The 24,130-nt window shown below is 37.2% G+C and carries 27 protein-coding genes; 14 read left to right on the top strand and 13 right to left on the bottom strand.

Going from position 1 to position 24,130, the window contains the following annotated elements; all coding sequences use genetic code 11:
• Positions 1-104 precede the first annotated feature (104 nt).
• The 12 genes from HIPMA_RS04875 to HIPMA_RS04820 are packed head-to-tail and all read left to right on the top strand — an operon-like array spanning position 105 to position 10,223.
• Entirely contained in the window at positions 105-992 is an 888-nt protein-coding gene (locus tag HIPMA_RS04875) for a tetratricopeptide repeat protein (protein WP_013681955.1), read from the top strand.
• A complete protein-coding gene (locus tag HIPMA_RS04870) occupies positions 989-1,957 on the top strand; it encodes a LysM peptidoglycan-binding domain-containing protein (protein ID WP_013681954.1) in 969 nt (322 codons plus the stop codon). The genes HIPMA_RS04875 and HIPMA_RS04870 overlap by 4 nt, the downstream gene beginning before the upstream one ends.
• A gap of 6 nt (positions 1,958-1,963) precedes the next feature.
• Positions 1,964-3,388: a cysteine--tRNA ligase gene (gene cysS, locus HIPMA_RS04865; protein ID WP_013681953.1), complete on the top strand. Its 1,425-nt coding sequence runs from the start codon at positions 1,964-1,966 to the stop codon at positions 3,386-3,388.
• Positions 3,370-4,239 (top strand): sigma-70 family RNA polymerase sigma factor, encoded by an 870-nt coding sequence (locus tag HIPMA_RS04860; RefSeq protein ID WP_013681952.1) that lies wholly within the window; start codon positions 3,370-3,372, stop codon positions 4,237-4,239. Before cysS ends, HIPMA_RS04860 begins: the two co-directional genes overlap by 19 nt.
• Positions 4,240-4,854, top strand: a complete 615-nt coding sequence (locus HIPMA_RS04855) for a J domain-containing protein (protein WP_013681951.1) — start codon at positions 4,240-4,242, stop codon at positions 4,852-4,854.
• A gap of 5 nt (positions 4,855-4,859) precedes the next feature.
• Entirely contained in the window at positions 4,860-5,315 is a 456-nt protein-coding gene (locus HIPMA_RS04850) for a DUF2062 domain-containing protein (protein ID WP_013681950.1), read from the top strand.
• Positions 5,302-5,958: a rhomboid family intramembrane serine protease gene (locus tag HIPMA_RS04845; RefSeq protein WP_013681949.1), complete on the top strand. Its 657-nt coding sequence runs from the start codon at positions 5,302-5,304 to the stop codon at positions 5,956-5,958. Before HIPMA_RS04850 ends, HIPMA_RS04845 begins: the two co-directional genes overlap by 14 nt.
• Positions 5,955-6,653: a UDP-2,3-diacylglucosamine diphosphatase gene (locus tag HIPMA_RS04840; protein WP_013681948.1), complete on the top strand. Its 699-nt coding sequence runs from the start codon at positions 5,955-5,957 to the stop codon at positions 6,651-6,653. Before HIPMA_RS04845 ends, HIPMA_RS04840 begins: the two co-directional genes overlap by 4 nt.
• Complete coding sequence (gene ligA / locus HIPMA_RS04835; RefSeq protein ID WP_013681947.1) at positions 6,646-8,649, top strand: NAD-dependent DNA ligase LigA; 2,004 nt, start codon at positions 6,646-6,648, stop codon at positions 8,647-8,649. The genes HIPMA_RS04840 and ligA overlap by 8 nt, the downstream gene beginning before the upstream one ends.
• On the top strand, positions 8,650-8,973 hold the full coding sequence (locus HIPMA_RS04830; RefSeq protein WP_013681946.1) for a hypothetical protein: 324 nt from the start codon (positions 8,650-8,652) through the stop codon (positions 8,971-8,973). It abuts the gene before it with no gap.
• A 7-nt stretch (positions 8,974-8,980) separates the two neighbouring features.
• Positions 8,981-9,697: a sigma-70 family RNA polymerase sigma factor gene (locus HIPMA_RS04825; protein WP_013681945.1), complete on the top strand. Its 717-nt coding sequence runs from the start codon at positions 8,981-8,983 to the stop codon at positions 9,695-9,697.
• A gap of 1 nt (position 9,698) precedes the next feature.
• A complete protein-coding gene (locus HIPMA_RS04820; protein WP_013681944.1) occupies positions 9,699-10,223 on the top strand; it encodes a ferredoxin domain-containing protein in 525 nt (174 codons plus the stop codon).
• On the opposite strand, the gene rpmB is transcribed toward HIPMA_RS04820, so the two are convergent.
• From rpmB to HIPMA_RS04755, 13 genes are read right to left on the bottom strand one after another with little or no spacing between them, the layout of a single operon-like run.
• A complete protein-coding gene (gene rpmB / locus HIPMA_RS04815) occupies positions 10,220-10,414 on the bottom strand; it encodes a 50S ribosomal protein L28 (protein ID WP_013681943.1) in 195 nt (64 codons plus the stop codon). The genes HIPMA_RS04820 and rpmB overlap by 4 nt on opposite strands.
• Positions 10,415-10,470: 56 nt before the next feature.
• Positions 10,471-10,665 carry a YgaP family membrane protein gene (locus tag HIPMA_RS04810; protein ID WP_013681942.1) on the bottom strand — a complete coding sequence of 65 codons (195 nt, stop codon included), beginning with the start codon at positions 10,663-10,665 and terminating at the stop codon, positions 10,471-10,473.
• Complete coding sequence (locus tag HIPMA_RS04805) at positions 10,662-11,210, bottom strand: CDP-alcohol phosphatidyltransferase family protein (protein WP_169309469.1); 549 nt, start codon at positions 11,208-11,210, stop codon at positions 10,662-10,664. The genes HIPMA_RS04810 and HIPMA_RS04805 overlap by 4 nt, the downstream gene beginning before the upstream one ends.
• An 8-nt stretch (positions 11,211-11,218) precedes the next feature.
• Positions 11,219-11,863, bottom strand: a complete 645-nt coding sequence (gene lepB / locus HIPMA_RS04800) for a signal peptidase I (RefSeq protein ID WP_013681940.1) — start codon at positions 11,861-11,863, stop codon at positions 11,219-11,221.
• A complete protein-coding gene (gene lepA, locus HIPMA_RS04795; RefSeq protein ID WP_013681939.1) occupies positions 11,863-13,665 on the bottom strand; it encodes a translation elongation factor 4 in 1,803 nt (600 codons plus the stop codon). Before lepA ends, lepB begins: the two co-directional genes overlap by 1 nt.
• The gene (locus HIPMA_RS04790) at positions 13,658-14,077 is read right to left on the bottom strand and encodes a hypothetical protein (RefSeq protein ID WP_013681938.1); all 420 of its coding nucleotides are present in this window, start codon (positions 14,075-14,077) and stop codon (positions 13,658-13,660) included. Before HIPMA_RS04790 ends, lepA begins: the two co-directional genes overlap by 8 nt.
• Complete coding sequence (locus HIPMA_RS04785; RefSeq protein WP_013681937.1) at positions 14,053-14,571, bottom strand: phospholipase D family nuclease; 519 nt, start codon at positions 14,569-14,571, stop codon at positions 14,053-14,055. The genes HIPMA_RS04790 and HIPMA_RS04785 overlap by 25 nt, the downstream gene beginning before the upstream one ends.
• The gene (gene guaB, locus HIPMA_RS04780) at positions 14,564-16,018 is read right to left on the bottom strand and encodes an IMP dehydrogenase (RefSeq protein ID WP_013681936.1); all 1,455 of its coding nucleotides are present in this window, start codon (positions 16,016-16,018) and stop codon (positions 14,564-14,566) included. Before guaB ends, HIPMA_RS04785 begins: the two co-directional genes overlap by 8 nt.
• A gap of 2 nt (positions 16,019-16,020) precedes the next feature.
• Positions 16,021-18,033, bottom strand: coding sequence for a glycine--tRNA ligase subunit beta (gene glyS / locus HIPMA_RS04775; protein ID WP_013681935.1), 2,013 nt, complete (start codon positions 18,031-18,033; stop codon positions 16,021-16,023).
• Positions 18,030-18,872: a glycine--tRNA ligase subunit alpha gene (locus HIPMA_RS04770; protein ID WP_013681934.1), complete on the bottom strand. Its 843-nt coding sequence runs from the start codon at positions 18,870-18,872 to the stop codon at positions 18,030-18,032. Before HIPMA_RS04770 ends, glyS begins: the two co-directional genes overlap by 4 nt.
• 1 nt (position 18,873) lies before the next feature.
• Entirely contained in the window at positions 18,874-19,650 is a 777-nt protein-coding gene (gene xth / locus HIPMA_RS04765; RefSeq protein ID WP_013681933.1) for an exodeoxyribonuclease III, read from the bottom strand.
• On the bottom strand, positions 19,640-19,912 hold the full coding sequence (locus HIPMA_RS04760; RefSeq protein WP_013681932.1) for a SemiSWEET family sugar transporter: 273 nt from the start codon (positions 19,910-19,912) through the stop codon (positions 19,640-19,642). The genes xth and HIPMA_RS04760 overlap by 11 nt, the downstream gene beginning before the upstream one ends.
• On the bottom strand, positions 19,913-21,373 hold the full coding sequence (locus tag HIPMA_RS04755) for an ASKHA domain-containing protein (RefSeq protein WP_013681931.1): 1,461 nt from the start codon (positions 21,371-21,373) through the stop codon (positions 19,913-19,915). It abuts the gene before it with no gap.
• A gap of 69 nt (positions 21,374-21,442) precedes the next feature.
• Between HIPMA_RS04755 and HIPMA_RS04750 the strand changes: the two genes are divergently transcribed.
• Both HIPMA_RS04750 and HIPMA_RS04745 read left to right on the top strand, forming a co-directional pair.
• Positions 21,443-21,979, top strand: a complete 537-nt coding sequence (locus tag HIPMA_RS04750) for a glycosyltransferase (RefSeq protein ID WP_013681930.1) — start codon at positions 21,443-21,445, stop codon at positions 21,977-21,979.
• Between the two features lie 146 nt (positions 21,980-22,125).
• Positions 22,126-24,111: a methyltransferase domain-containing protein gene (locus HIPMA_RS04745; protein WP_013681929.1), complete on the top strand. Its 1,986-nt coding sequence runs from the start codon at positions 22,126-22,128 to the stop codon at positions 24,109-24,111.
• Positions 24,112-24,130 lie beyond the last annotated feature (19 nt).

Raw genomic sequence — 24,130 nt, 5'->3', positions numbered from 1 at the left:
TTTAGTTATTAAATTATATACTTTTGTTTTGAAAATACAACCTGTCTGTCTATAAGTTGACAAGGTAGGTTATATCCTTTAAAATCCAACAAATAGGAGGTAAAATGTTCCGCTTTGTTTTCATATTTACGGTTTTAGCTTTTTTGCTAACCTCATGCGGATTTGATGATAATTTAATTATAAAAAGATTGAATCTCTTAGAAGGTAGGGTTGACTTCAACTCAAAAAGAATAGACGAGAACTCTAAAAAGATAGATGAGATAGCAGTTAAGCTTCAAAAGATAAAAGAAAGATTGGCAAAAGAAAGGGAGAGTAATATACTTGCAAAGATACCCCCTGCCAGTGTTGTGGATAATTTAACAAACCAAGAAGAGTCTAAAGGTACGCATGTATCGCATAAGTCAAAGAACATATACCCAAAATATAAAGTGGCTCAAAATCAAAAAGAAAAAGACCAAATGGATAATTCCTCTGTTAGCCTAAATAATTTTAAAATCAACAAAGAGAAAGAGAAGGGTTCTGCTATTGGTAATAAATCCAATCATATGCCAATAGTGCCAGCAAAAGATGAGATTGATAATGCTTCAAAGAAATTACACCTACCACCGACTAATTACAAGCAGGTTTATAAAAAGGCTCTTTTATATTACAAGAAGAAGGATTTTAAACAAGCTGAGTTGCTCTTTTGTAAGTTTATAAATAGTTATAAGAATACGGATCTCTATGATAATGCGCTTTATTGGTTGGCATATACCTACATACATCAAAATGAGACTGGAAAGGCCATAAAATTGCTAAAGGAGATAATAGAGCAATTCCCTAACGGGTCAGTGGATAAGGGTGGAAAGACAGATGCTGCTATATTTGCACTTATAAAGATATACAAAAAGCAGAATGAAAAGGATCTTGAGGAGTATTATAAAAATCTTTTAATAAAGAAATTTCCATCCAGTAGGTATGTTAACCTCATAAAAAGAAGGAGGAAAGGATGAGAAGGTTATTTTTTGTTTTGGTTTTTGTTGTTTTATTTTCGGGATTTGCTTATGGATATGGCGAACTTTACATAGTAAAACCCCACGATACGCTGTGGGATATATCCAAGAAATTTTATAAAAACCCGTTTTTGTGGGGTAAGTTGTGGTATAACAACAACTACATAAACGATCCTGATCTCATATTCCCTGGAGAGATACTAAAAGTTACGGAACATGGCCTTGAGATAGCAACGCTTTCAAAGAAAAATGAAAAAGTTAAAACACCTCAAAAAGTTAGATATCTTTCGGCTGTTTGGCATGATGGCAACAATTACTATTCAACATGTCAGAAAGGTGAATGTGTGTGGCATGAGGATGAGTTTTCTATAGCCAAGATGACATTTGATACATACAATCACATTGAAATTATGGAGGGCTCTTTAGTTTATCTGCATACAAAAAAGAAAGAGCTTCCAAAAGTGGTTTATGTCTATAGAAAGCTTAAAAATTATCTGGATATGAATCTTGTGAGATCCGATTTTGAGGCATATATGCCTATTGGAGAGATAAAGGTTATAGAGAAACTTAAAGAGGGTGTATACAAAGCTGAGATCTTAAAGGCTACAACGGAGATTTCACCTAAGGATGTCATAAGTGGAGCATATCCATATCAGGAAATTAGTCAGAATCCAGAAAGCGTAACTCTTGGCGATGTTGGAGTTAAGCAGTTATTTGTTAGCCAGAGTGAATTGCAAGGAGGCTTGGGTTTCTTTTTCTATTTCAAGGCCGATAAGCCTATCGGTAGAAATATAGTAGGTAAAGTGGTTGAACTTGGAAGGCTTAATGAGGGTTTAACTGAACCAATTTTTATTGGAAAAGGTGTAGTAACAAGTCAGTATAAAGAATATGTAAGCGTATTTTTCCCATCAAGTGGCGGTCTGAGTGAAGTTCCAGATAGAACACAAAAATATATTTTGAGGTGAGGGTAGATGCTTAAAATCTACAACACGTTGGGTAAAAGATTGGAAGAGTTTAAGCCTATTAAGAATGGCAAGGTTGGAATGTATGTTTGTGGGGTTACAGTGTATGATAATTGCCATATAGGTCATGCACGCAGCGCTGTTGCTTTCGATGTTATGTATAGATATTTAAAGTTTAAGGGCTATGATGTAACATTTGTTAAGAACTTTACTGACGTCGATGATAAAATCATAAACAGAGCCAATGAAGAAGGTGTAAGCTGCAATGAGATAGCTCAAAGGTATATAGGTGAATATTACAAAGACATGTATAGACTTAACATAGCAAAGCCGGAGGTTGAACCCAAGGCCACAGAACATATAAATGAGATTATAGAACTTGTTAGAAAATTACAGGATATGGGCTACGCATACGAGGTTAACGGGGATGTTTATTATAGAGTTGAAAAATTCAAAGATTATGGAAAGCTTTCTGGGAAGAATATAGATGAGCTTAAAAGTGGCGCTAGAGTGGAAATAAATGACAAGAAGGAAAACCCGCTCGATTTTGCTTTATGGAAAAGATCAAAAGAGAATGAACCTAAATGGAAATCACCTTGGGGTGAGGGAAGACCGGGGTGGCATATAGAATGCTCTGCAATGAGTATGAAGTATCTTGGAGAGTCCTTTGATATACACGGTGGAGGTGAGGATTTGATATTTCCTCACCATGAGAATGAGATAGCTCAATCTGAGGCAGCAACGGGGAAGCCGTTCGCAAGATACTGGATTCACAACGGCTTCGTTAGGATAAACAAGGAGAAGATGAGTAAATCTTTGGGTAATTTCTTTACCATAAAGGATATATTAAAAAAATACGATGGACAGACATTGAGGTATTTTTTGCTTTTAACTCACTACAGAAGCCCTATTGACTTTTCCTTTGAGGGCTTAGATGCCGCCAAAGAGGCCTTGAATAGATACTATAACTTTATCCAAAGGCTTGAAGATACGGAATTTGAGAAAAATGGCAAGGTGGATGAGCTTTTGGAGAAAAGGCTGAAGGATTTGCTTGCGAGATTTGAAGAGGCCATGGATGAAGACTTTAATGCGCCGAAAGCTATAGGTGAGGTTTTTTCTGTCATTAAAACATTTAATCAATATTTAGATAGCATAACAGAGGGTGATAAGCCTAAAAAAGCCTATAAAGAGACATTTTTAGAATCGATGAACAAAATAAAGTCTGTGCTTGGGGTTTTCGATACATCATCAGCGAGCTGGTTTATACCGGAAGGTATAGATGTGGATTGGGTTGAAGAAAGAATAAAGCAAAGAGCTTTGGCGAGAAAGAATAAGGACTATGAAACTGCCGATAAAATAAGAGATGAGCTCAATGGAAAGGGTATTATACTTGAGGATGCTAAGGAATATACTAGATGGAAAGTGAAAAGATAGATAAAAACGAGCAATTGGCTATAAATGATGAAGTAGATTTAGCCGAAAGCAGCGCCTTAACAAGTTATCTTAAAGAGATATCAAAAATACCGGTTCTATCAGCGGAGGAGGAAAAGGAACTTGGACGGAGGATAAAAAAGGGCGATAAAGAGGCTTTAAAAAAGCTTGTAAAGCATAATCTAAGGTTTGTTGTAAGTGTTGCTAAGAAGTATAAAAACCTCGGTATTCCTCTGCTTGATTTAATCAATGAGGGCAATTTGGGCTTGATTAAAGCAGCGAAGAAATTTGATCCGGATAGGAATACGAAATTTATTTCTTATGCAGCTTGGTGGATAAAACAATCTATAATGAAGTACATAACAGAACAAAGTACACCGATAAGAATTCCTTTAAAGGCAAAAAGTAGAATTAGTAAAATAGATACCATTAAAGAAGATTACAGGCAAAAGTTTGATGAAGAGCCGATGAATGGGGAGATTTCGGAGATTTCCGATCTCAGTGAAAGGGAAATAAAGAATGCAGAGTTGGCCCGCTTTTACTTTGATTCACTGGACGATTATGTAAGCGATGACAAGGATATTCTTAAGGGTGACCTTATAAGCCTAAAAGAGCAATCTATTGAGGATGAACACATTCAGAAATCTCTCATAGAAGAGGTGAATAAATTTTTATCTGAATTGCCCGAAAGGGAGCAGGATATTATAAAGCTAAGATATGGCTTGTATGATGGAAGGCCAAGGACATTAAGGGAAATTGGTGAAAAGTACGGCATAAGCAAAGAGAGAGTTAGACAGCTTGAGAATAATATACTAAATAAGCTTAAAAAGCGTTTTAAGGAGTACAAAGAGTAAGTGGACCCTTACGAGGTTTTAGGCGTTGGTAGGGATATAAGCCAAGAAGATTTAAGAAAGGTTTTTTTAAGGCTTGCAAAACAGCTGCATCCAGATACTGCCAGAACAGACGAGGAAAAACATGAAAAAGAGATGCGGTTCAAAGAGATTACGCAAGCCTATAATATGTTGAAGTCAAAGGAGTTTTCAAGGGGGTTGGATGACAGAAAACATCCAGAATCTGATTCAAGAGAGACGCTTGTAAGAAAAGCGCATGTATACATATCAAAAGGAGATTATAACAGTGCGTTGAAGACTTTAAACCTAATAAAATGTGATGTGGATGAAGGTTATGAAATTAATTTGCTCTATGGTATAGCACTTTTAAAGAAACAAAGATACCATCAAGCCATTAAACATTTTCAGAAGGCAGTAAAAAGCAATCCATGGGATATCGAGGGTTATCTGTATTTAGGTGAGGTATATGAGGCTATATTACTGAAAGAATCTGCCAAAAAGTTCTATCAAGAGGCTTTAAAAATAGATACATCTAATAAGAAAGCCAATGAGGCCCTCGAGCGCTTATCGTCTAATACCATAGGCTCTTTATTCAGAAAAATCTTTGGTAAAAGGTAAAGGGTTTGAAGAAAGTTTCTTACAGGCAGCTTCTTAGACAGATTTTATCACTTGAGGATAGTCCAAAAAAAATAGCTGCTTCATTTGCTGTTGGTGTTTTTATCTCTATTTCCCCGTTTTTTGGTTTTCATACTATTTTAGCTGTTACTTTATCTATTTTATTTAAGTTAAATAAGGTTGCTACTATTACAGGTTCATGGATAAATAATCCCTGGACTACACCAGCTGTTTATTATCTTGATTATAAAATAGGGGCGTTCATTTTGAATGATAGCTCCAGGTTTAATCTAAGGCCGTTTAGTTTTGAGCATTATTTACACGACGGAAAAAATGCTTTCTGGGATATATTTGTTGGTAGTATTGCATTTGGGATGGTAGTTTCTATTGTTAGTTATTTTCTGATAAAGTATATTGTAGAAAGGTATAAAAAAAGACAGGGAGTTTTCGATGTTTCCACTTAAAGACAACAACCCCTCCTACACTAGACCAATTGTAAATATAAGCCTAATATTGATAAACGTAATTGTTTTTATCTATGAGTTGTTACAACCTAATATAATGGGATTTATGTACAAGCATGCTTTTATACCTGCTATGCTGTTTGATTACCATTACATTTTTTCATCCTTAATCAGGGCATTTAACTCCATGTTCCTGCACGGCGGGTTTATGCATATAATTGGAAATATGTGGTTTTTATGGGTTTTTGGTGATAATGTGGAGGATAGACTCGGACATGTAAACTACCTATTTTTCTATCTTGTAGCCGGATATGTTTCTATGATAGTTCAAGGGGCTATAACACCTCACTCTACAATACCCTTAATTGGAGCAAGTGGTGCTATATCAGCTGTGCTTGGTGCTTATCTTGTGTTTTTTCCCCATGCTGAGGTGCTTACACTTTTGCCTATTTTTATTTTTATTACATTTGTGTGGTTTCCTGCCTGGCTCTACATAGTTATCTGGTTTTTTATTCAGTATCTAAATGGTATATTCTCCGTTGTATCCGAATCTATGGGTGGCGTTGCGTGGTTTGCTCATATAGGTGGCTTTATATTTGGTTTTATTGTGGCAAAAATTGTGTTAAAAAAAGAATATAGATGAAGTGCCTATTTGTTTCTGATGCCCACTATCCAAAAAGCGATGCAATAGTCAGATTTTTATCTGAGAAGTATACAAACTACGATACCATATATATTTTAGGTGACTTATTTGAGTTTTTTTATGGATATGACAGTTTTGTATATTCTCATCACCTAAGGCTTATAAATTTGCTTGCCCAGATAGGCAAAAGCAGGCGGCTTGTTCTGTTTGAAGGTAATCATGAATATAGATTTGAAGGTATAAAAAGGTATATTGAGGCCGATGTGGTAAAAGAGTTTTTAGAGGAGGATATTGACGGTTTTAGAGTTGTTTTATCTCATGGGGATACGATAGACAAAAAGGATATTTTCTATAGGTTATTCAGGGGATTTTTAAAGAGTCGCCCTACCCTTACACTTATAAATTTACTTCCGGCTTATCTTTTATTTAACCTTTCACAAAAAGCTTCTAACTTTAGCAAAAGAAGGATAAAATCTAAAAAATATAGAGGTACTGAAGCTGCATGTCTTGAGTTTGCCCAAAGGAAACTAAAAAAAGGCGCAGATGTTGTTATTCTTGCCCATACCCACACACCGGTATTTAAAAAAATCAACAACGGGTTATATATAAATACGGGAGACTTCTTTGAAAACTTTAGTTATGTCGAATATGAGACTACTAAAGGGTTTTTTCTAAAGAGGTGGAATGATGAATGATAGAGAAGCCAAAGAAAGGATAGAACAGCTAAGAAAAAAACTTCACTACCATAACTATCGTTATTATGTACTGGATGACCCTATAATCTCTGATTCAGAATATGATATGATGCTTAAGGAGTTAAAGGAATTAGAAGAGTCCTATCCTCAGTTTTATGATGAGAACTCACCTACCGTTAGAGTTGGCGGTGCCCCGTTAAATAAATTTGAAAAGGTTGAACATAAAATACCCATGCTTTCACTTGAGGATGGATTTGATGATAACGATATAAGGGAGTTTGATAGAAAAGTTAAAAGATTTTTAAAGCTACCAGAGGATAAAAAGATAGCATATAGTGTAGAACCTAAATTCGATGGACTGTCTATAGATTTGATTTATGAGAACGGTAAGCTTACCGTTGCGTCTACAAGAGGAGACGGTTACGTGGGCGAAAATGTTACCCAAAACATAAAAACTATTCGCAATGTTCCGCTTGTTTTGCCCATTGATACTCCTCCAATGTATTTAGATGTGCAGGGTGAGGTTTTGCTAACCAAAGAGGAGTTTGAAAGGATTAACCAGGAAAGACTAAAGAATGGATTGAATGTATTTGCTAATCCAAGGAATGCGGCTGCGGGTTCAGTTAGGCAGCTTGACCCAAAGGAGACAGCAAAGAGAAATCTTATTATGATAATGTACTACATTCGCCAAATTGAAGGATATAAAAGAAAAATTTTATCACAACATGATGCCTTGGAAGCATTAAAAGAGATGGGTTTTCCTACAAGTTCCCTAAACAGGCTTGTTGTTGGCATAGAGGAGGCTATTGAATACAAAAAGGAGCTTGAGATAAAAAGAGAGACATTGCCCTACGAACTCGACGGTATTGTTATAAAGGTTGATGACTTTGAGCTTCAAGAGAGTCTTGGAGCAACAACAAAATCACCCCGTTGGGCTATAGCCTTTAAATTCCCTGCTCAACAGGCTACTACTAAGATAAAGGATATAGAGGTAAATGTGGGAAGAACTGGTATTCTAACGCCTGTTGCTATTTTAGAACCGGTAAACATAGGGGGTGTTGTTGTTTCAAGGGCAAGCCTCCATACGATGGACGAGATAGAGAAGAAGGATATAAGGATTGGGGATGTGGTGTTCGTTCAGAGGGCTGGAGATGTGATACCGGAGGTTGTAAAGCCTGTTAAGGATTTAAGGGATGGCAGCGAGAAAAAGTTTGTAATGCCTGAGAAATGCCCTGTATGCGGTTCAAGAGTGGTGAAGGATGGGGCTTACTATCGTTGTTCAAATATAAACTGCCCAAAGGTTTTGAAGGAATCCATAAAGCACTTTGTTTCAAGAAAGGCTATGAATATAGATGGATTTGGTGATAAACTCATCGAGCAATTGGTGGATAAAGGTATAGTTAAAAATATTGCAGATATCTATGAGCTTGATAAAGAAACCCTTATGGGCTTGGATAGGGTTGGCGAAAAGTTGGCGGAAAACCTAATCTCATCTATTCAGCGTTCAAAAGGCACAACATTTGCTAAATTTATATACGCACTGGGTATCAGGCATGTGGGCGAGTTTGTTGCAAAACTGTTGGCTGAGAGGTTTAAGAATTTGGAGAATTTGAAAAAGGCCACGAAGGATGAGCTTTTGGCTATAGATGGTATAGGCGAAGAGATAGCAGACAGCGTTGTTTCGTTTTTCTCAGAGCCCAAAAACCTTCAGACTATAGATAAACTCCTGTATTATGGCATACATTTTGAGGATAAAACAAAAGAGCACTCAAGAATTGCTGGAAAGAGTTTTGTTTTTACAGGGACTTTGTCAAAACCACGGGAGTACTTTAAAGAGCTCATTGAAGAGCGCGGAGGTATAGTTAGAAATAGTGTTAGCAAAAATTTAGATTATCTGGTTGTAGGTGAAAATCCGGGTTCTAAGCTTAAAAAAGCTAAGCAAAATGGAGTAAGCGTGATAAGCGAAGAAGAACTGTATAGACTATTGGAGGGGTAAGTGGAAAAAACAGAGGTTTTGCTTGACCCTAAATGGATTTCCTCCTTCTATGCTATAGTAGCAACAGCTATCTGCACCCTATTTTTTACATACAAAGGACTTGATTTTTTTGATGCCTTTATAAAGACGTTTTTTACCGCCGTTTCATTCTATCTTTTTGGAATAGCAACTGCTGCTGCCGTTAATTTCTACTACCTTGAATTTATAAAACCGAAAGAGGAGGAAGAATCTCAGCAGGAAGAGGAGCAGGAGGAATCTCAGGGGGAGCAAGAGCAGGAAACACAACAGCAGGAAGAATCCGAAGCTGAAACCGAGAGCGTATAGTTAACCTATGATCGATAAAGAGGAGATAATCCAATCATATTATCCCATAGTTAGAAGAATAGTAAAAAAGACTGTAGTTAGGATGCCTGAGGGGTATGATGAGGAGGATTTTGTTCAAATAGGCATGATGGGGCTACTTAAGGCTATCGAAAATTGGGATGAGAACAAAAGTCTTTCTGAGTTCAAATCTTATGCAAATACAAAAATTAGAGGATATATTTTAGATAAACTAAGAAGTATAGATCCTGTATCCCGCTATGCAAGGGATAAGCTTAAAAAAATAAATATGGCCTATAGGCAACTTATGAGTGAAGGTAATTTTAATCCAACGGATGATGAGATTGCAGAGAGAGCTGATATGAGCATAGATGAGTTTAATGAGCTTTTATATAAGCAATCCAACTCAACCATGTTGAGTATAGATGAAGCAGTAAGTAGTGATGACGGAGATATGGTTCTACTTGAGGTTATAGAAAACAAATCATCAAAGAGCCCTCTGGCTATTCTTGAGGAAGAGGAGCTTAAAGATATAGTTAAAGAAGCTTTAAAAGCCCTTAATGAAACTGAGATTACAGTTTTGAGCTTGTACTACTATGAGGATTTTAATATGAAAGAAATAGCTTCCTTAATAGGAAAAACTGAGTCTCGAATTTCCCAGATAAAAACCAAGGCGTTATTAAAGATAAGGGCGTATGTAGAAAATAAAACAAAGATGGAGGGTTAAAATGAATATAATTTCTGATGCACTGGACGTTGTCTCGAAGTTTTTGCTTGTCGATGCCATAACTGCACCAAAGAGTGTGGGTAGAGATGATATAGTGGTAGACATTGTTAGAGATGATAAAACGAAGGTAAAAATACTTCAAAGGATGAAAGAAATTACTGAGAATGGTGGCAAGAGTTTCTATAAAAGAGATGCTATAAACATTGAGAATATAGATTTCATAATCCTCATTGGGTTTAAAGTGTTTTATCATGGTTTTGATTGTGGCTTTTGCGGCTTTTCTGGGTGTGAAGAGTGCGAAAGTAAAGGCGGAATGTGTGCTGTCAGTGCTACAGATTGTGGTATAGCAATAGGCAGCCTTGTTAAACTTGCCTCTATATTTGGTGTAGATAACCGCATAATGATATCAATTGGTCAGGCGGCCAAAGAGATTGGCTATTTTAAAGAAAAAATTGGTGGTGCCTACGGTATTCCACTTTCAGCAACCACCAAAAATCCGTTTTTTGATAGAAAAATAAAGGTTTAGCGCACGGCTTTTTCCACCTTGTTTGCCTTAAGACATTGTGTGCATACGTTCATTCTTTTTACTTTACCATCTACATAAACCTTAACCCTTTGTATGTTTGGGTTCCACTTTTTCTTTGTTCTAATGTGAGAATGACTTACCTTGTATCCTACCTGGGCTCTTTTTCCACATATTTCACATCTTCTTGCCATCTTTAACCTCCGCTTTCTTTAATGCCAAAAGCTTATACCAAAAAAATTCCTAATTCTCAAGTATTTGTATTTATGTTTAGAAAGTCATAGAAAATGCATTTTTTTGCTATACCTGTTACAAGAAAAACACAGCCAGCTGCTTTTATCCAGTGATTTTTAGTTAAACACCCAATAAGTGTTAAAACTGCACCGCCTATAAGCCTAAATTCCCTGTCTTTACCGCCTATGTTTGACTGTAGGCTAATCTTCATTTGAATCCCTCCTTTATCCTTTCTCTATATTTGTTTATATAGTCAAACAGTGCTATTATAACCAGGATAGATGTAATATAAACTATAGCTTTAAAAAGATGTATGTTTATGTATATGTTAAATATTCTTAAAAACACAAATATGATTACTACAACCTGGAAAAAGGTTGAAACCTTCCCCCATATAGAGGCTTTTATTTTTATTTTGTTTATGTTGGGTGAGTTCAAAACCTCTATAACACTTCCTGTAATTAGTGTCAAATCTTTAAATAGTACAACAGAGAGCAAGAACAATGGTATAAATCCTTTAATTGTTAAAACTAAGAATGTGTAGTTTAATAGTAGTTTGTCGGCCAATGGATCTAATATTGCCCCTATCTTTGTTTTTTGGTTAAAATTCCTTGCAATAAACCCATCAGCTATATCGCTTATTGCTGCCACTAAAAATAGGCCTACAGCCCAATTAAATATGTTATCAATTAGAAGTAATGTTATAGGTAAAACAAGAACTATTCTAAAGATAGTTATTGCATTTGCTGTGTTCATAGGCATTTTTAATGTATAAGTTTAAAGAATCTGTTAAACCTTATTTCAAAGGGAGAGAAAGTCCATGAGCCATAAATTATAAATGCTTTGCCAACGATATTTTTTTCAGGAACGAACCCCCAATAGCGTGAATCGTATGAATTGTCTCTGTTATCCCCCATCATAAAGTATTTGCCTTTTGGCACCTTAATTGGTCCCCAATTATCACGAGAACCCCATATGGTTTTAAATGTTGATATATCTGTATTTTTTGAATATATGTTTGGATCTCTGTGTACCACATACGGCTCTTTTACCATCTTATTGTTTCTGTATAAAACCTTATCTTTCATCTCTAGCGTATCACCGGGTATTCCGATGCAGCGCTTTATGAAGTATATTGATCTATCCTTTGGCCACCTGAATATTACAACATCCCCCCTTTGTGGATGCTTTATCGGTATCAGCATCTTGCCTGTTATGGGCACTTTTATGCCGTATATGAACCTGTTTGCCAATACATGATCACCAACAAGTAGCGTTGGTTCCATAGATGAGGATGGGATTTTAAACGCTTCAACAAAAAATGCTCTTATAAATAAGGCGATTATAAGGGCTATAATTATTGATTTTATCCATTCACCCAGTTTACTCTGTTTTTTGTCTTGGCTCATCAATCCCCCTTTATCTCAACAAGTTTAATAAAGGCTTCTTTCGATATACCCACATTGCCCAATTGTTTGAGCTTCTTTTTGCCTTCTTTCTGTTTTTCCAGAAGTTTTTTCTTTCTTGTTATATCACCGCCGTAGCATTTTGCAAGAACATCTTTTCTTAAGGCTCCTATGGTTTCCTTTGCTATTATCTTGCCGCCGACTTTAGCTTGAAGCCTTACCTCAAATAGCTGTTTTGGTATGTACTGTTTTAGGTTTTTTAAAACTTCCCTTGCAATCCTATAGGCTTTTTCTTTTGGTACGATTAATGAAAAAGAGTCAATCTCTTTTGAGTTTATGAGGATTATCAATTTTGTTAAATCTGAAGCCTCAAATCCAGAAAACTCGTAATCAAATGAAGCATAACCCCTTGAGAGGGACTTAAGCTTATCGTAAAAATCCACCAGAATTTCAGCCAAAGGTACTTTGTATTTAATTAATACCCTATCTGTTGCTATATATAAAATTTCTTTTTGCTGTCCTCTTTTGTCTTGAAGTAACTTTATAATATTACCAACAAATTCAGCCGGCGTTATAATTTCTGTTTCTACCATAGGCTCATAAATTGCTTTTATCTTTGTTGGCTGAGGTAACTCAGATGGATTGGATATCTCTATTGTCTCGCCGTTTGTTAGCTCAACCTTATAAAGTACGCTAGGGGTTGTCATAACAACATCAAGCCCAAATTCACCCTCTAATCTTTCCCTTGTTATGTTCATACTTAAAACACCCAAAAAACCACATCTAAATCCAAAACCTAAACTTTCTGATTTTTCTTTTTCCACCGTTAAGGACGCATCATTTAATTGGAGTTTTTCTAATGCTTCAGCCAGGTCATCATAATCCTCTGGATTCAGCGGATAGAGTCCTGCAAATACAAACGGCTTGGGTTTTTGAAAGCCCTCAAAAGGCCTGTCGGTTGGATTTTTGGCCAAAGTTATTGTATCGCCCACGGTAGCATCCTGAATATTTTTTATGTTTGCTATGACATAGCCAACCTCTCCAGTTGAAAGTTTATCTGTTTTTTTAGATTTTGGCGTAAAAAAACCCAATTCTTCTACATCGTATTCCTTTTTTGTAGAGTAAACCAGTATTTTATCCCCTACCTTGAGCTCGCCGTCGAATACCCTTACAATAAACACCACTCCTCTGTAGTTATCATACCACGAATCAACAACAAGTGCCCTTAGTGGGGCATTATTTTCCCCTTTTGGTGGTGGAATCCTATCTATTATTGCATCAACTACTTTGTCTATATTCAGCCCACTTTTTGCGGATATTTCTATGGATTCTTTGGCATCTATACCGAGGGCATCCTCTATCTCTGATTTGGTTTTTTCAATATCCGCACTGGGTAGATCTATCTTGTTTATTACGGGAATTAATTCAAGGTCGTTATCTATCGCAAGATAGGCATTTGCTATGGTTTGTGCTTCAACACCCTGTGTTGCATCAACCACAAGCAGGCATCCCTCACACGCTTTTAAGCTTTTTGATACCTCATAGCCAAAGTCCACATGTCCGGGTGTATCTATCATATTTAATATATATTTTTGGCCGTCTTTTTCATATTCTAAACGGGCTGTCTGGGCTTTGACTGTAATTCCGTGTTTTCTTTCAACCTCTAAGTTATCCAGAATCTGCTCTTTCATTTCGCGCTTATCTAAAGCCCCAGTGAACTCGATCAACCTATCAGCTAATGTGCTTTTTCCATGGTCTATGTGTGCGATTATAGAGAAGTTTCTTATGAGTTTTTGCTTATCCATGGTTTTTTAGTCTCTCCATCATATTTTTTTCAATTTCGTAGCTTCTATATCTTAGGGCTTTAATTTTTAATGATATCTCAGGTTCTATCATTTTAAAGGCTTCCTCAAGCACCCTTAAGGATTCTTCTGTTCTCTTTAGATTTGCTTTTACAATATCAATCACGCTATTTCTTGAAAGTTCAAGTTCGCTATTCAACTGTTTACCTTCATCGTTTTGTGTATCCCTTGAGCTTGTAAAATCGAACTTAGATTCAATCTGGCCTATGTCCGCTCTTAGGTTCTTTAAATCTTTTGTTAGTTTTTTGTTGTCTAACACGAACCGTGCTATATCTTCTACGACTCTAAGCCCTTCGCGTAAGCGGTTAAAATTGGCATCTATCATGCGTTTTATCTTAACAAGCTCCTCTTCCATAGGTATTTAAACTCCTTTTCATATACATTTGCAATATCTACTCTGTTTATAATTATCACATTTTCGTCGTTGATTTTGAATGCGCTTGCTGTCCAGTTAGCAGAGCCTGTAATAACTACCTTTCCATCTATAACGGCGAATTTGTTGTGCATGAGCCCTTCTCTATCCCAGGCTACGTGGGGTATAGCCAACCTCACATCAATCCCTGCATTCCTTAAAAAAGTTTCTTTGCTATATTTGTTTTGGTTTGCTTTCCTATCAAGTAGTATTCTTACTTTAACACCTCTTGCCTTAGCTTTTATTATAGCCTTTGCCAAAGGGCGAGAAGTGAAATCATAAACAGCAACATCTATAGAGCTTTTTGCTGAATTTATTCTATCGATTATGGCATCCAATGCAGCATAAGAAGGTGTAAAATAAACATATATATCTCGTCCTAAAGCCGATATAGAAATAGCAAAAAAGGCTAATAAAATCGTAATTTTTTTAAACATTGTAGTTAGGTGGCTCCTTGGTCATAACAATATCGTGAACGTGGCTTTCCTTAAGCGAAGCATCAGTTATCTGGATGAATGTTGCCTTCTTTTGAAGCTCTTCTATTGTTTTAGCTCCAAGATATCCCATGCCGGATTTTAACCCACCTATAAGCTGGTATAATACATCTCCTACCTCACCCTTGTAGGGCACCCTGCCTTCTACGCCCTCTGGCACTAATTTCTCTGGCTCAACCTCATCCTGAAAATACCTGTCTTTACTGCCCTTTTTCATAGCCTCAATTGAGCCCATGCCTCTGTAAATTTTATACTTCCTACCTTGATAGATAACGCTCTCACCAGGTGACTCTTCTGTTCCTGCAAGGAGATTTCCTATCATTACGGCAGCAGCACCTGCAGCTAATGCCTTAACAATGTCACCTGAAAATTTTATGCCGCCATCTGCTATGATTTTTTTGTCGTTTAAGGCTGCCTCTTCTGAGCATTCGCTAATGGCCGTAATTTGGGGCACTCCCACTCCTGCAACTACCCTTGTTGTACAAATAGAGCCCGGCCCAATGCCTATCTTAACAATGTCAGCTCCAGCATTTATTAAATCCTTTGTGCCTTCCTTTGTTGCCACATTTCCACCTATAACAACAACGTTGGGAAATGCGCTCTTTATTCTCTCTACGGTGTTTAGTACGTATACAGAATGTCCGTGAGCTGAATCTACTACAATTACATCTGCTCCTGCTTCTATTAGCTCTTTTGCACGCTCAAAACCATCCTTAGCACCCACTGCAGCACCCACCATAAGCCTTCCGTGAATATCTTTACTTGCTTTAGGGTACTCCTTTTTCTTTCTTATATCTTTTATTGTTATTAAACCCTTGATTTTGAAGTTTTTGTCTACTATAGGGAGTTTTTCTACCTTGAACTGCTTTAGATACTCTTCTGCCTCATGCAGTGTTATACCCTCTTTAGCTGTAATAAGGTTATCCTTTGTCATTACATCTTTTACCGGTTTTGTGTAATCCTTTTCAAATTGAACATCCCTATTTGTTATAATTCCTACAAGTGTGCCATCCTCAAGTGTTACTGGAATTCCTGAAATATGAAATTGTTTCATTAAAGATAGCGCCTCGTTTATTGAAGCCTCAGGTCTTATAGTTATAGGGTCAATAATCATACCACTTTCAGATTTTTTAACCCGTCTGATTTGTTTTACCTGCTCCTCTATAGGCATATTCTTGTGTATTATTCCCAGCCCCCCATGGCGTGCCATCGCTATTGCCATTCTGTACTCTGTAACCGTATCCATGGCGGCAGAAATGATAGGGGTTTTGAGTATAAGCCTTTCGGTTAGAGAAGCTGAAACATCGACATCTTTTGGCAAAATCTCGGATTTGTTGGGCAAAAGCAATACATCGTCAAATGTTAAACCATAACCGCTTTTCAACCTCATTGTTAAATCTCCAAAAATTTAAAGTTTGCTATGTTTAGAACAATTTTTCTTAATTTATTTAGAAGTGAAAGCCTGTTGTTTCTCACCTTCTCGTCTTTATCCATAACCATAACACTATCAAAGAAATTATCTATAACATCCTTGTTTGACGTTATCTGATTCAAAAGCCCTAAATAGTCCTTTTTTGATATAAATTCGGCTTCAACCTCTTCAAGCTGTTTTACCTTATCAAATAGCGCCCTTTCCTCATCCTGGTTGAATAACGACTCATCCACCCTGCTGCCTTCAAACTCCTTTAATATGTTGAAAACTCTTTTGATGGCAAACTGCTTCTCTTTGTTTTTGTCTGATTCGACGAATTCATTTAGTGCTTTGAGTCTGAGATATGCATCATATATGTCATCAAACTTAAATGTTATAGCCTCAAGCACATCGTGTGGATAGTCGCTGAAATAGTTTTTAAACCTAACTGCAAAAAACTCTTCTATTTCGTATAACTCAATAGTCTTATTGTATAACTGCGCCGATTTTTCCAGGACTTCCCTGAGGTTTAAGAAGAGTCCGTTTTCTATAAGTGTTCTTATTATGCCTAAAGCTGCCCTTCTTAAGCCGTATGGGTCTTTTGCCCCAGTTGGTTTAAGCCCTGCAAAAAAGCCTCCCACTATGATATCCAGTTTATCGGCTATGGATAAGCAGATACCAGCCCCACCCCGTGGGATCTCATCCTCCTTTGGCAGGTATTGTTCGTAGATGGCCGTTGCAACTTCACTGTCCTCTGAGCTTAGCAGTGCATACTCCCTACCCATGACACCCTGAAGCTCGGGAAACTCATAGACCATCTGTGTTAGAAGGTCTGCCTTTGACAGGTATGCAGCCCGTTTTGCTTTGTTTGTATCAAAACCCAGTTTTTCTGCCAAAAACTCAGCCAATCCAACAAGCCTATTTGTTCTGTCTAACTGACTGCCCAGCTTTTCATGGAACATCATCTGACTTAGCTTGGGCACAAACTCCTCAAGCTTATGCTTTTTATCCTCCTCAAAGAAGAACTCAGCATCGGAAAATCTCGCCCTTAAGACCCTTTCATATCCCTCTCTTATAAGGTCCATATTGTCTGTCTTTATATTGGATATGGCGGCAAATTCATTGAGAAGTTTGCCGTCTTTTGTGAATGCAAAATACCTTTGATGATCTTTCATCGATGTTATTAAAACCTCTTTGGGTAGTTTTAAGAACTTCTCCTCAAATCTGCCTATAACCATAACGGGATATTCAACCAGGTTTACCACCTCATTTAACAGCTCCTCATCATATACCAGCTTTGCCCCTTTTTTGTTTGCGTATTCTTTTAACTGGTTCAGTATAAGCTGTCTTCTTTCGTTTTGATTCACGATTACAAAGTTTTCTTTTAATGTTGATTCATAATTGTCGTATTCAACTCTGAAGCTGCCTGAGGATAGAAATCTATGTCCGTATGTTGTGTTGGATGCCTTTTTGCCTTTAAATTCAAAATCAACTATCTCGTTATCTATTAAAAACACCACTCCATGAACAGGTCTTGTAAATTCAAACTCACCATCACCCCAGCGCATCTGCTTGTTGAAATGAATATCTTTTAAAATCTGGTCTATAGCTTGTATAACAATAGGTTTTGCTTGGACATTTTTGCCTTTTATAATGACGGCTATGTATTCGCCCTTCTTTGTTTTTTCTTCAACTATATCATCCATTGTCGCATTGTTTTTTTTCAAAAAGCCTTCTAATGCTTTTGTGGGCTTGCCGTCTTTGAAACATACGCTTTTTGGAGGGCCTAAAACTTTTTTATCTTCAACCTTTACAAACTCATCAAACTCAAACTTAAGTGCCATCCTGCGAGGAGTTAAGTAAAATATTAGGTTGTTAAACTCTATATTTTTATCGGATAGGATTTTTTTTGATGCCTCTAAAAAATCTTTCTCCAAATGCTCCATTTCGCTTGTTGGGAGCTCTTCTGTGAATAATTCAAATAGTAGTTTCATACCTCACCCTCCACATAGAGACGGGCAACCTTTGCCACCATCTCCCTAACTTTTTTGATAAAGGATGCCCTTTCGGTTACGCTTATGGCATTCCTTGCATCAAGTAGGTTAAACACATGTGAGCATTTCATACAGTAATCATAAGCCGGTCTAACCAACTTTGCTTTTAGACAGTTTTCAACCTCTTCTTCAAACATCTCAAATAGCTTAAACAGCATCTGTGTATTTGCCACCTCGAAATTGTAAACAGAGTATTCATATTCGTCGTGTTGGTGGATATATCCATATGTGTATTTATCGTTCCATTTCATGTCGAATACATTATCCACGCCTTGTATGTACATGCCAAGTCTTTCTGTGCCGTAGGTTATCTCCACAGGTATCGGTTTTAAGTCGTATCCCCCAACCTGCTGAAAATATGTAAACTGGGTTATCTCCATACCATCAAGCCAGACCTCCCAGCCTAAACCCCATGCTCCAAGTGTTGGCGATTCCCAGTTATCCTCAACAAACCTGATGTCGTGTTCTTTTAGGTTTATACCCAAAAACTCAAGGCTTTCTAAGTATAGATCCTGAATATTTTCGGGCGATGGTTTGATTAAAACCTGGTATTGGTAGTAATGTTGAAGTCTATTCGGGTTCTCGCCGTATCTGCCATCTGTAGGTCTTCTCGATGGTGCAGGATAGGCGCAAGCCCAATCGTTCTTGTCTAAAGACTTAAGTGTTGTTGCCCAATGGAACGTTCCAGCGCCTGCTTCAACATCGTATGGCTGTAAAATTATGCAACCCTTGCCTTTCCAAAACTCGTTTAATTTGAGTATTACATCCTGATAATTCATCCTATCCCTCCAGCTCAAAAACCGCCACAACGGGAGCGTGGTCTGACGGTTTCTTTTTTCTTCTATAGCTTTTATCTATAAAGCAATCCTTGCATTTGTCAGCTAATGTGGGTGTTGACCATATGTAATCTATCCTTAACCCCCTATCCTTCCAGAAAGATGCTGCCCTGTAATCCCACCAACTGAACGCCTTTTCTTTGTTAAATTTTCTAAAAAGATCTACAAAGCCCCAACTGTAAAGTTCTTTTAGGGCCTTCCTTTCTTCTGGATGGAATCCAATCTTTCCTTCCATCTGCTTAACATCGTATACATCATTCTCTTCCATTGCCACATTAAAATCGCCCAATATTATAAGTTTATCTTCTATTGAGTAGTGCTTTGATAAAAAGCTTTTTAGTTCGTATATAAAGTTTAGCTTGTATTGGAATTGCTCTGTATCTGGCGCTTGGCCATTTGGAAAATAGAGGTTGATTATGGTTATATCATTTATTTTTGTTAAAAGACTCCTTTTGTGGTCTTTTTCAGCGTCAAAGAAGTCGGTTTTTATATCTTCTAAATTTAGTTTTGATACTGTCGCAACGCCATTAAACCTTTTCTGTCCTGCAGTTGCTACATTATAACCCAACTCTTCAAAAGCTTCTTTTGGAAATAGTACATTTTCAACTTTTGTCTCCTGCATGCATAACACATCCGGTTGGTTAGCTTTTAAAAAGTCGAGCACAAGTTCAAGCCTTGCCCTGATGGAGTTTACATTCCAGCTTACTACCTTAAACCTCATATTTGTTCACCTTGAAATAGATAATTATTGTTGCCATAACGATAACAAACCCAACCGTGTTGGCACTTATCAAAACTATATCTTTGCGTAATACCCCATAGGTTATCCACAGTAGCAGCCCAATAGCAATCTGAATCATCATGGTTAAGCTTAGCCCCTCTGTTCTCTTTGTCTTTAAAAGTTTGATGAATTGCGGCACAAAGCTAAATGTTGTGAGCGTTGCAGCGCTAAATCCAATGACATTAATCCAAATGCCCGTCATTTAGAAGTCCATTTTCTTTATATATAACCTCTCAAAGTCGGCTTCGTTTGCTATTTCTATGTATTTTATTTTTTTACTTAACCTTTCCACTTTCTCCCTTTCTTTTAAGCAAAATAACCTTAAGCCACCTGCCAAAGAACTGTTCTGTAGCATAACAAATTCACCCTCAAAAGACAACAATCCAGAGTTGATTATTTCGTCTCTGCTTAAGCTTTTTGAGAAACCTCCGCCGATAAATATTTTGTTGGGTAATTTTTGACCTATCTTTTTTAGGAGCAACTCCAAACCTGCGTTCAAAGATGCCTTAACAAGCTGAAAATTTCTGATAGAGTTCTGAGTTAGGTATATATCATCTGTTAATAGGAATCCTTTGCCTTTTATGCGGTTTATAATGCTAAAGGGTGCTTCTGCTTCCCATGGCTCTACGAGTCTGCCGGTTTTGTCTATTATTCCAAATTTGCGCAAAAGGGCTATAACACTAATTAAGCCTGAGCCTGTAATACCTGTAGGTTTTTTGTTGTTTATGGTGTAAACTTTTATACCATTTTCAAAACTTACTTTATATATTGCACCGTTTTGAGCAATACTTCCATAATCTATATTTGTACCCTCAAGTGCAGGGCCTGCAGGAACGCTGGATGAGAAATAATTGTCTTTGATTTTTAAGATAAATTCGCAGTTTGTGCCGATATCAATAAATAAAAAGTCTTCATTTTCTGGCAAAAGGCTCAAGGCCGATGTTATATCAGAACCCACAAATGCCCCAATAACAGGTGGTATATAGATATCAATATCACTGAATTGTGTTGTAAGGCTTCCTTTAAACGGTGGTGTGTATGGGTATTCACCTATGGATTTTGGGTTAAGCCCTAAAAAAAAGGAAAGCATCGTTGGGTTTGCGCAAATTACCATTGACGATGGTTTTTTTAGTGAACTTATAATATCATTTATGCTGTCCTTTAAAATGGAGCTTAAGGTGTTAAAGTTTCCCTCGTTAGATGATGCAATTCTGCTTATTACATCGCCGCCAAAGGCTATCTGTGGGTTTAGTAAGCTTATACTATTTGTTATCTTTTTGTTCTCAACCATAGCTGCAGCTATGGTTGTTGTGCCTATGTCTATAGCTATGTGTGTTTTATCATCATCGCAGCACACATTGGCTAAAAAGTCTGAAAATATGGGCTTTAATGCCTCTATCTCAACCGTTGCGTCCTTTTCTATGTTGTGCAGGCATGCAAGCCTATAGCCTTCCTCTATTTTATCAGCTAATGCTTCCTTTTCTATCTTTAAAGGCTCTGGGGTGTTTTCCAAGAATCTAACGATGCATTTTTTGCATATACCCTTGCCGCCGCAGTATGCGTTTATGAATATGCCGTTTGAATGCAGTATTTTCAGAAGGTTATCGCCTTTGTTTAATTGAATTTGCTTTATTTGGTCTTTAATTTTTACCGTAAGTTTCATGGCTCAAAATTTACAAAAAACTGCTGGTTAAATCAAAGTTTTTTGGGTATAAAATAGATGGAGGTTAAGATGTATCCCAATGTTTTTCAGATCTGGTATTCGGATGGGGATGAGATCCCCAAAAAGTATGAGGTCTTCATAGAGCATAATAAAAGGATCTTTGAAAAGATACCCTCATACAGACTATACAGGACAAGCCAAATAAATAAATTTTTAAAAGAGTTTAATTATGATCTGTCAAAATTCAAAGGATTTCACTATAGATTTCAGTCTGATGTAATTAGATTCCTGCTGCTTTATCATTTTGGTGGTTTGTATCTTGATCTGGATATAAAGGTTAACGATAACTTTCTTAAGCTTTTGGATATGCTTAACACAGAGTATAAGAATGTCGATGCAATACCACAAAACAGGCGCATATACTTTCTGTGGTTTAGGAGACATTCAAAGAATTTAAAAAAGATTATAGATTATTACATGGACCTATCCTATCTGGATTACGATTACAATGTATTTTTCTTTGCAGAATTGGATTTTAATGATCTGGTTTACCTGCCACTTGATGAACTGGATTGCTATTTTAAACATTTCGTCATGTCAGGTTAATTTTACATAGTTTCAATTTGTGTCTGATTCTTAAAAAACCTTGTCATAACAAGGATTTCTTAGATATCAAATCTCTTGATTTTTCCAAAAAAAGGAGTATAGAAAGCGTCAAATTATCCTATGATTTAGGAGGTTGTTAGACCCACATGAAAAGCAGAAAGGGCTCAAAGCTCAAAGTGAAGCCCAAAAGTTTTGGACCTGTTGAGGATTTCGAAAGTTTCGTTAAACCCGACTGGTGGAAGGATCTGTTCAACCCTCTGTATCTTATAAGCGATGGTGATGTCGTAGAGGACTCAGAGATCACAAAAAGCGAGGTTGATCTGGTTGTAAAAGCTTTGGGTATCAAACCTGAGGATAAGGTTTTGGATCTGTGTTGTGGGCAAGGCAGACACAGTATAGAGCTTGCAAGCAGGGGCTTTTTGAATGTTGAAGGACTTGACAGGTCAAGGTATCTCATACAAAAGGCAAGAAAGGAAAGCGAAAAGCGTGCATTGGGGATCAAATTCAGAGAGGGCGATGCAAGAAAATTACCCTACAAAACGGACACATTCGACGCAGTTTTGATATTGGGTAATAGCTTCGGATACTTTGAGTCCGAAGATGAGGATTTAAAAGTTTTAAAAGAGGTTTTGAGGGTTCTAAAGCCATGGGGCAAGGTTTTGTTGGATGTTGTTGGTGGTGAGTATTTGAAATCAAACCTGCAAAATAGAAGTTGGGAATGGGTGGACAATAGATTTTTTGTGTGCAGGGAAAGGAGTCTCTCAACAGATGGCAAGCGAATAATTACAAGGGAGATTATTGCACATAAAGAAAAAGGTATCATGGCTGATCAGTTTTACTCTGTTAGGCTTTACAGCAAAGAAAAATTGCAAGAGCTTCTGAAAAAATCAGGCTTTGATGATGTGGAATTCCATTCAACACTATCCGTAAGTTCGAAACGCAACCAAGATCTTGGCATGATGGGACACAGAATAATAGTTACAGCCCTTACCAAAAAACAGTGGACATTTACAAAGGTCAAAGATGCTTCATTAAAAACCGTTGCTGTTGTTATGGGAGACCCAAACAAACCGGACAACATGAAGCCCAACGGCATCTTTGATGAGGATGACTTCTACACAATCGATGAGCTAAAAAAGGCGTTGAACGAACTAAAAAATTACAGGTTTATCTATGTTAACAATCACGATACCCTGATAAGCGATCTGATAAAACTTAAACCAAAGATAGACTTTGTTTTTAACCTGTGTGATGAGGGCTTTAACAACGAGCCAACAAAGGAGTTGTACATACCCGCCCTACTTGAGATGCTTAACATACCTTACACAGGTTCAAATCCGCAGTGCTTGGCTTACTGCTATGATAAATCCTTAATCAGGGGTGTAGCCAAAGAGATGGGAATCCCCGTTCCTAAAGGCATACTTGTAACGCCTGATAAGACCGTTTTAGAGCTTCCATTTAATTTTCCTGCGATCGTTAAACCAAATTTCGGCGATTCGAGTTTTGGTATAACAAAGAAGAGCGTAGTTTATACAATGGATGAGCTTATTGAGGTCTTATCTGAGATCAAAGAGCAGTTTGGTCATGATAAACCCGTATTAATTGAAGAATTTTTAACGGGTAGCGATCTAACCATAGGCATAATCGGCAATATATCGGGAAATTATAAAATCTTACCTATAATTGAAGAGGACTACTCCAAACTACCAGATGACCTACCAAAGATCTGCGGATATGAAGCTAAGTGGTTGCCAGGTTCCCCTTACTGGAACAACACATCCAGGTTAGCTCAACTGGATGAGGAAACAGAAAGGATTATAGTGGAAAGCTCGCTAAAACTGTGGGAAAGGCTAAATGTAAACGACTATTGCAGGTTTGACTGGAGGCTTGACAGTGAGTCTAAGCCCAAACTACTTGAGGTAAACCCAAATCCTGGTTGGTGCTGGGATGGTCATCTTGCAAAGATGGCTAAGATTGCGGGTATCTCATACGGCGAGATGCTCAACATGATCCTTGAAGCAGCTGCAGAGCGTTTTGAGTCAAGCAAAACAAGAGAAATCAAGAATGATACACACCTAACTCAAGCCATCAATGTCAGGCTCACAAATATAAATCTTGCGTATGGGAGGTGAAGCCAAAGTAAAGAAGGGT

This window comes from Hippea maritima DSM 10411, assembly GCF_000194135.1.
GTDB classification, from domain to species: domain Bacteria; phylum Campylobacterota_A; class Desulfurellia; order Desulfurellales; family Hippeaceae; genus Hippea; species Hippea maritima.
The sequence above is the reverse complement of the archived record's forward strand: the minus strand, read 5'-3'. Positions and strand labels throughout refer to the sequence as shown.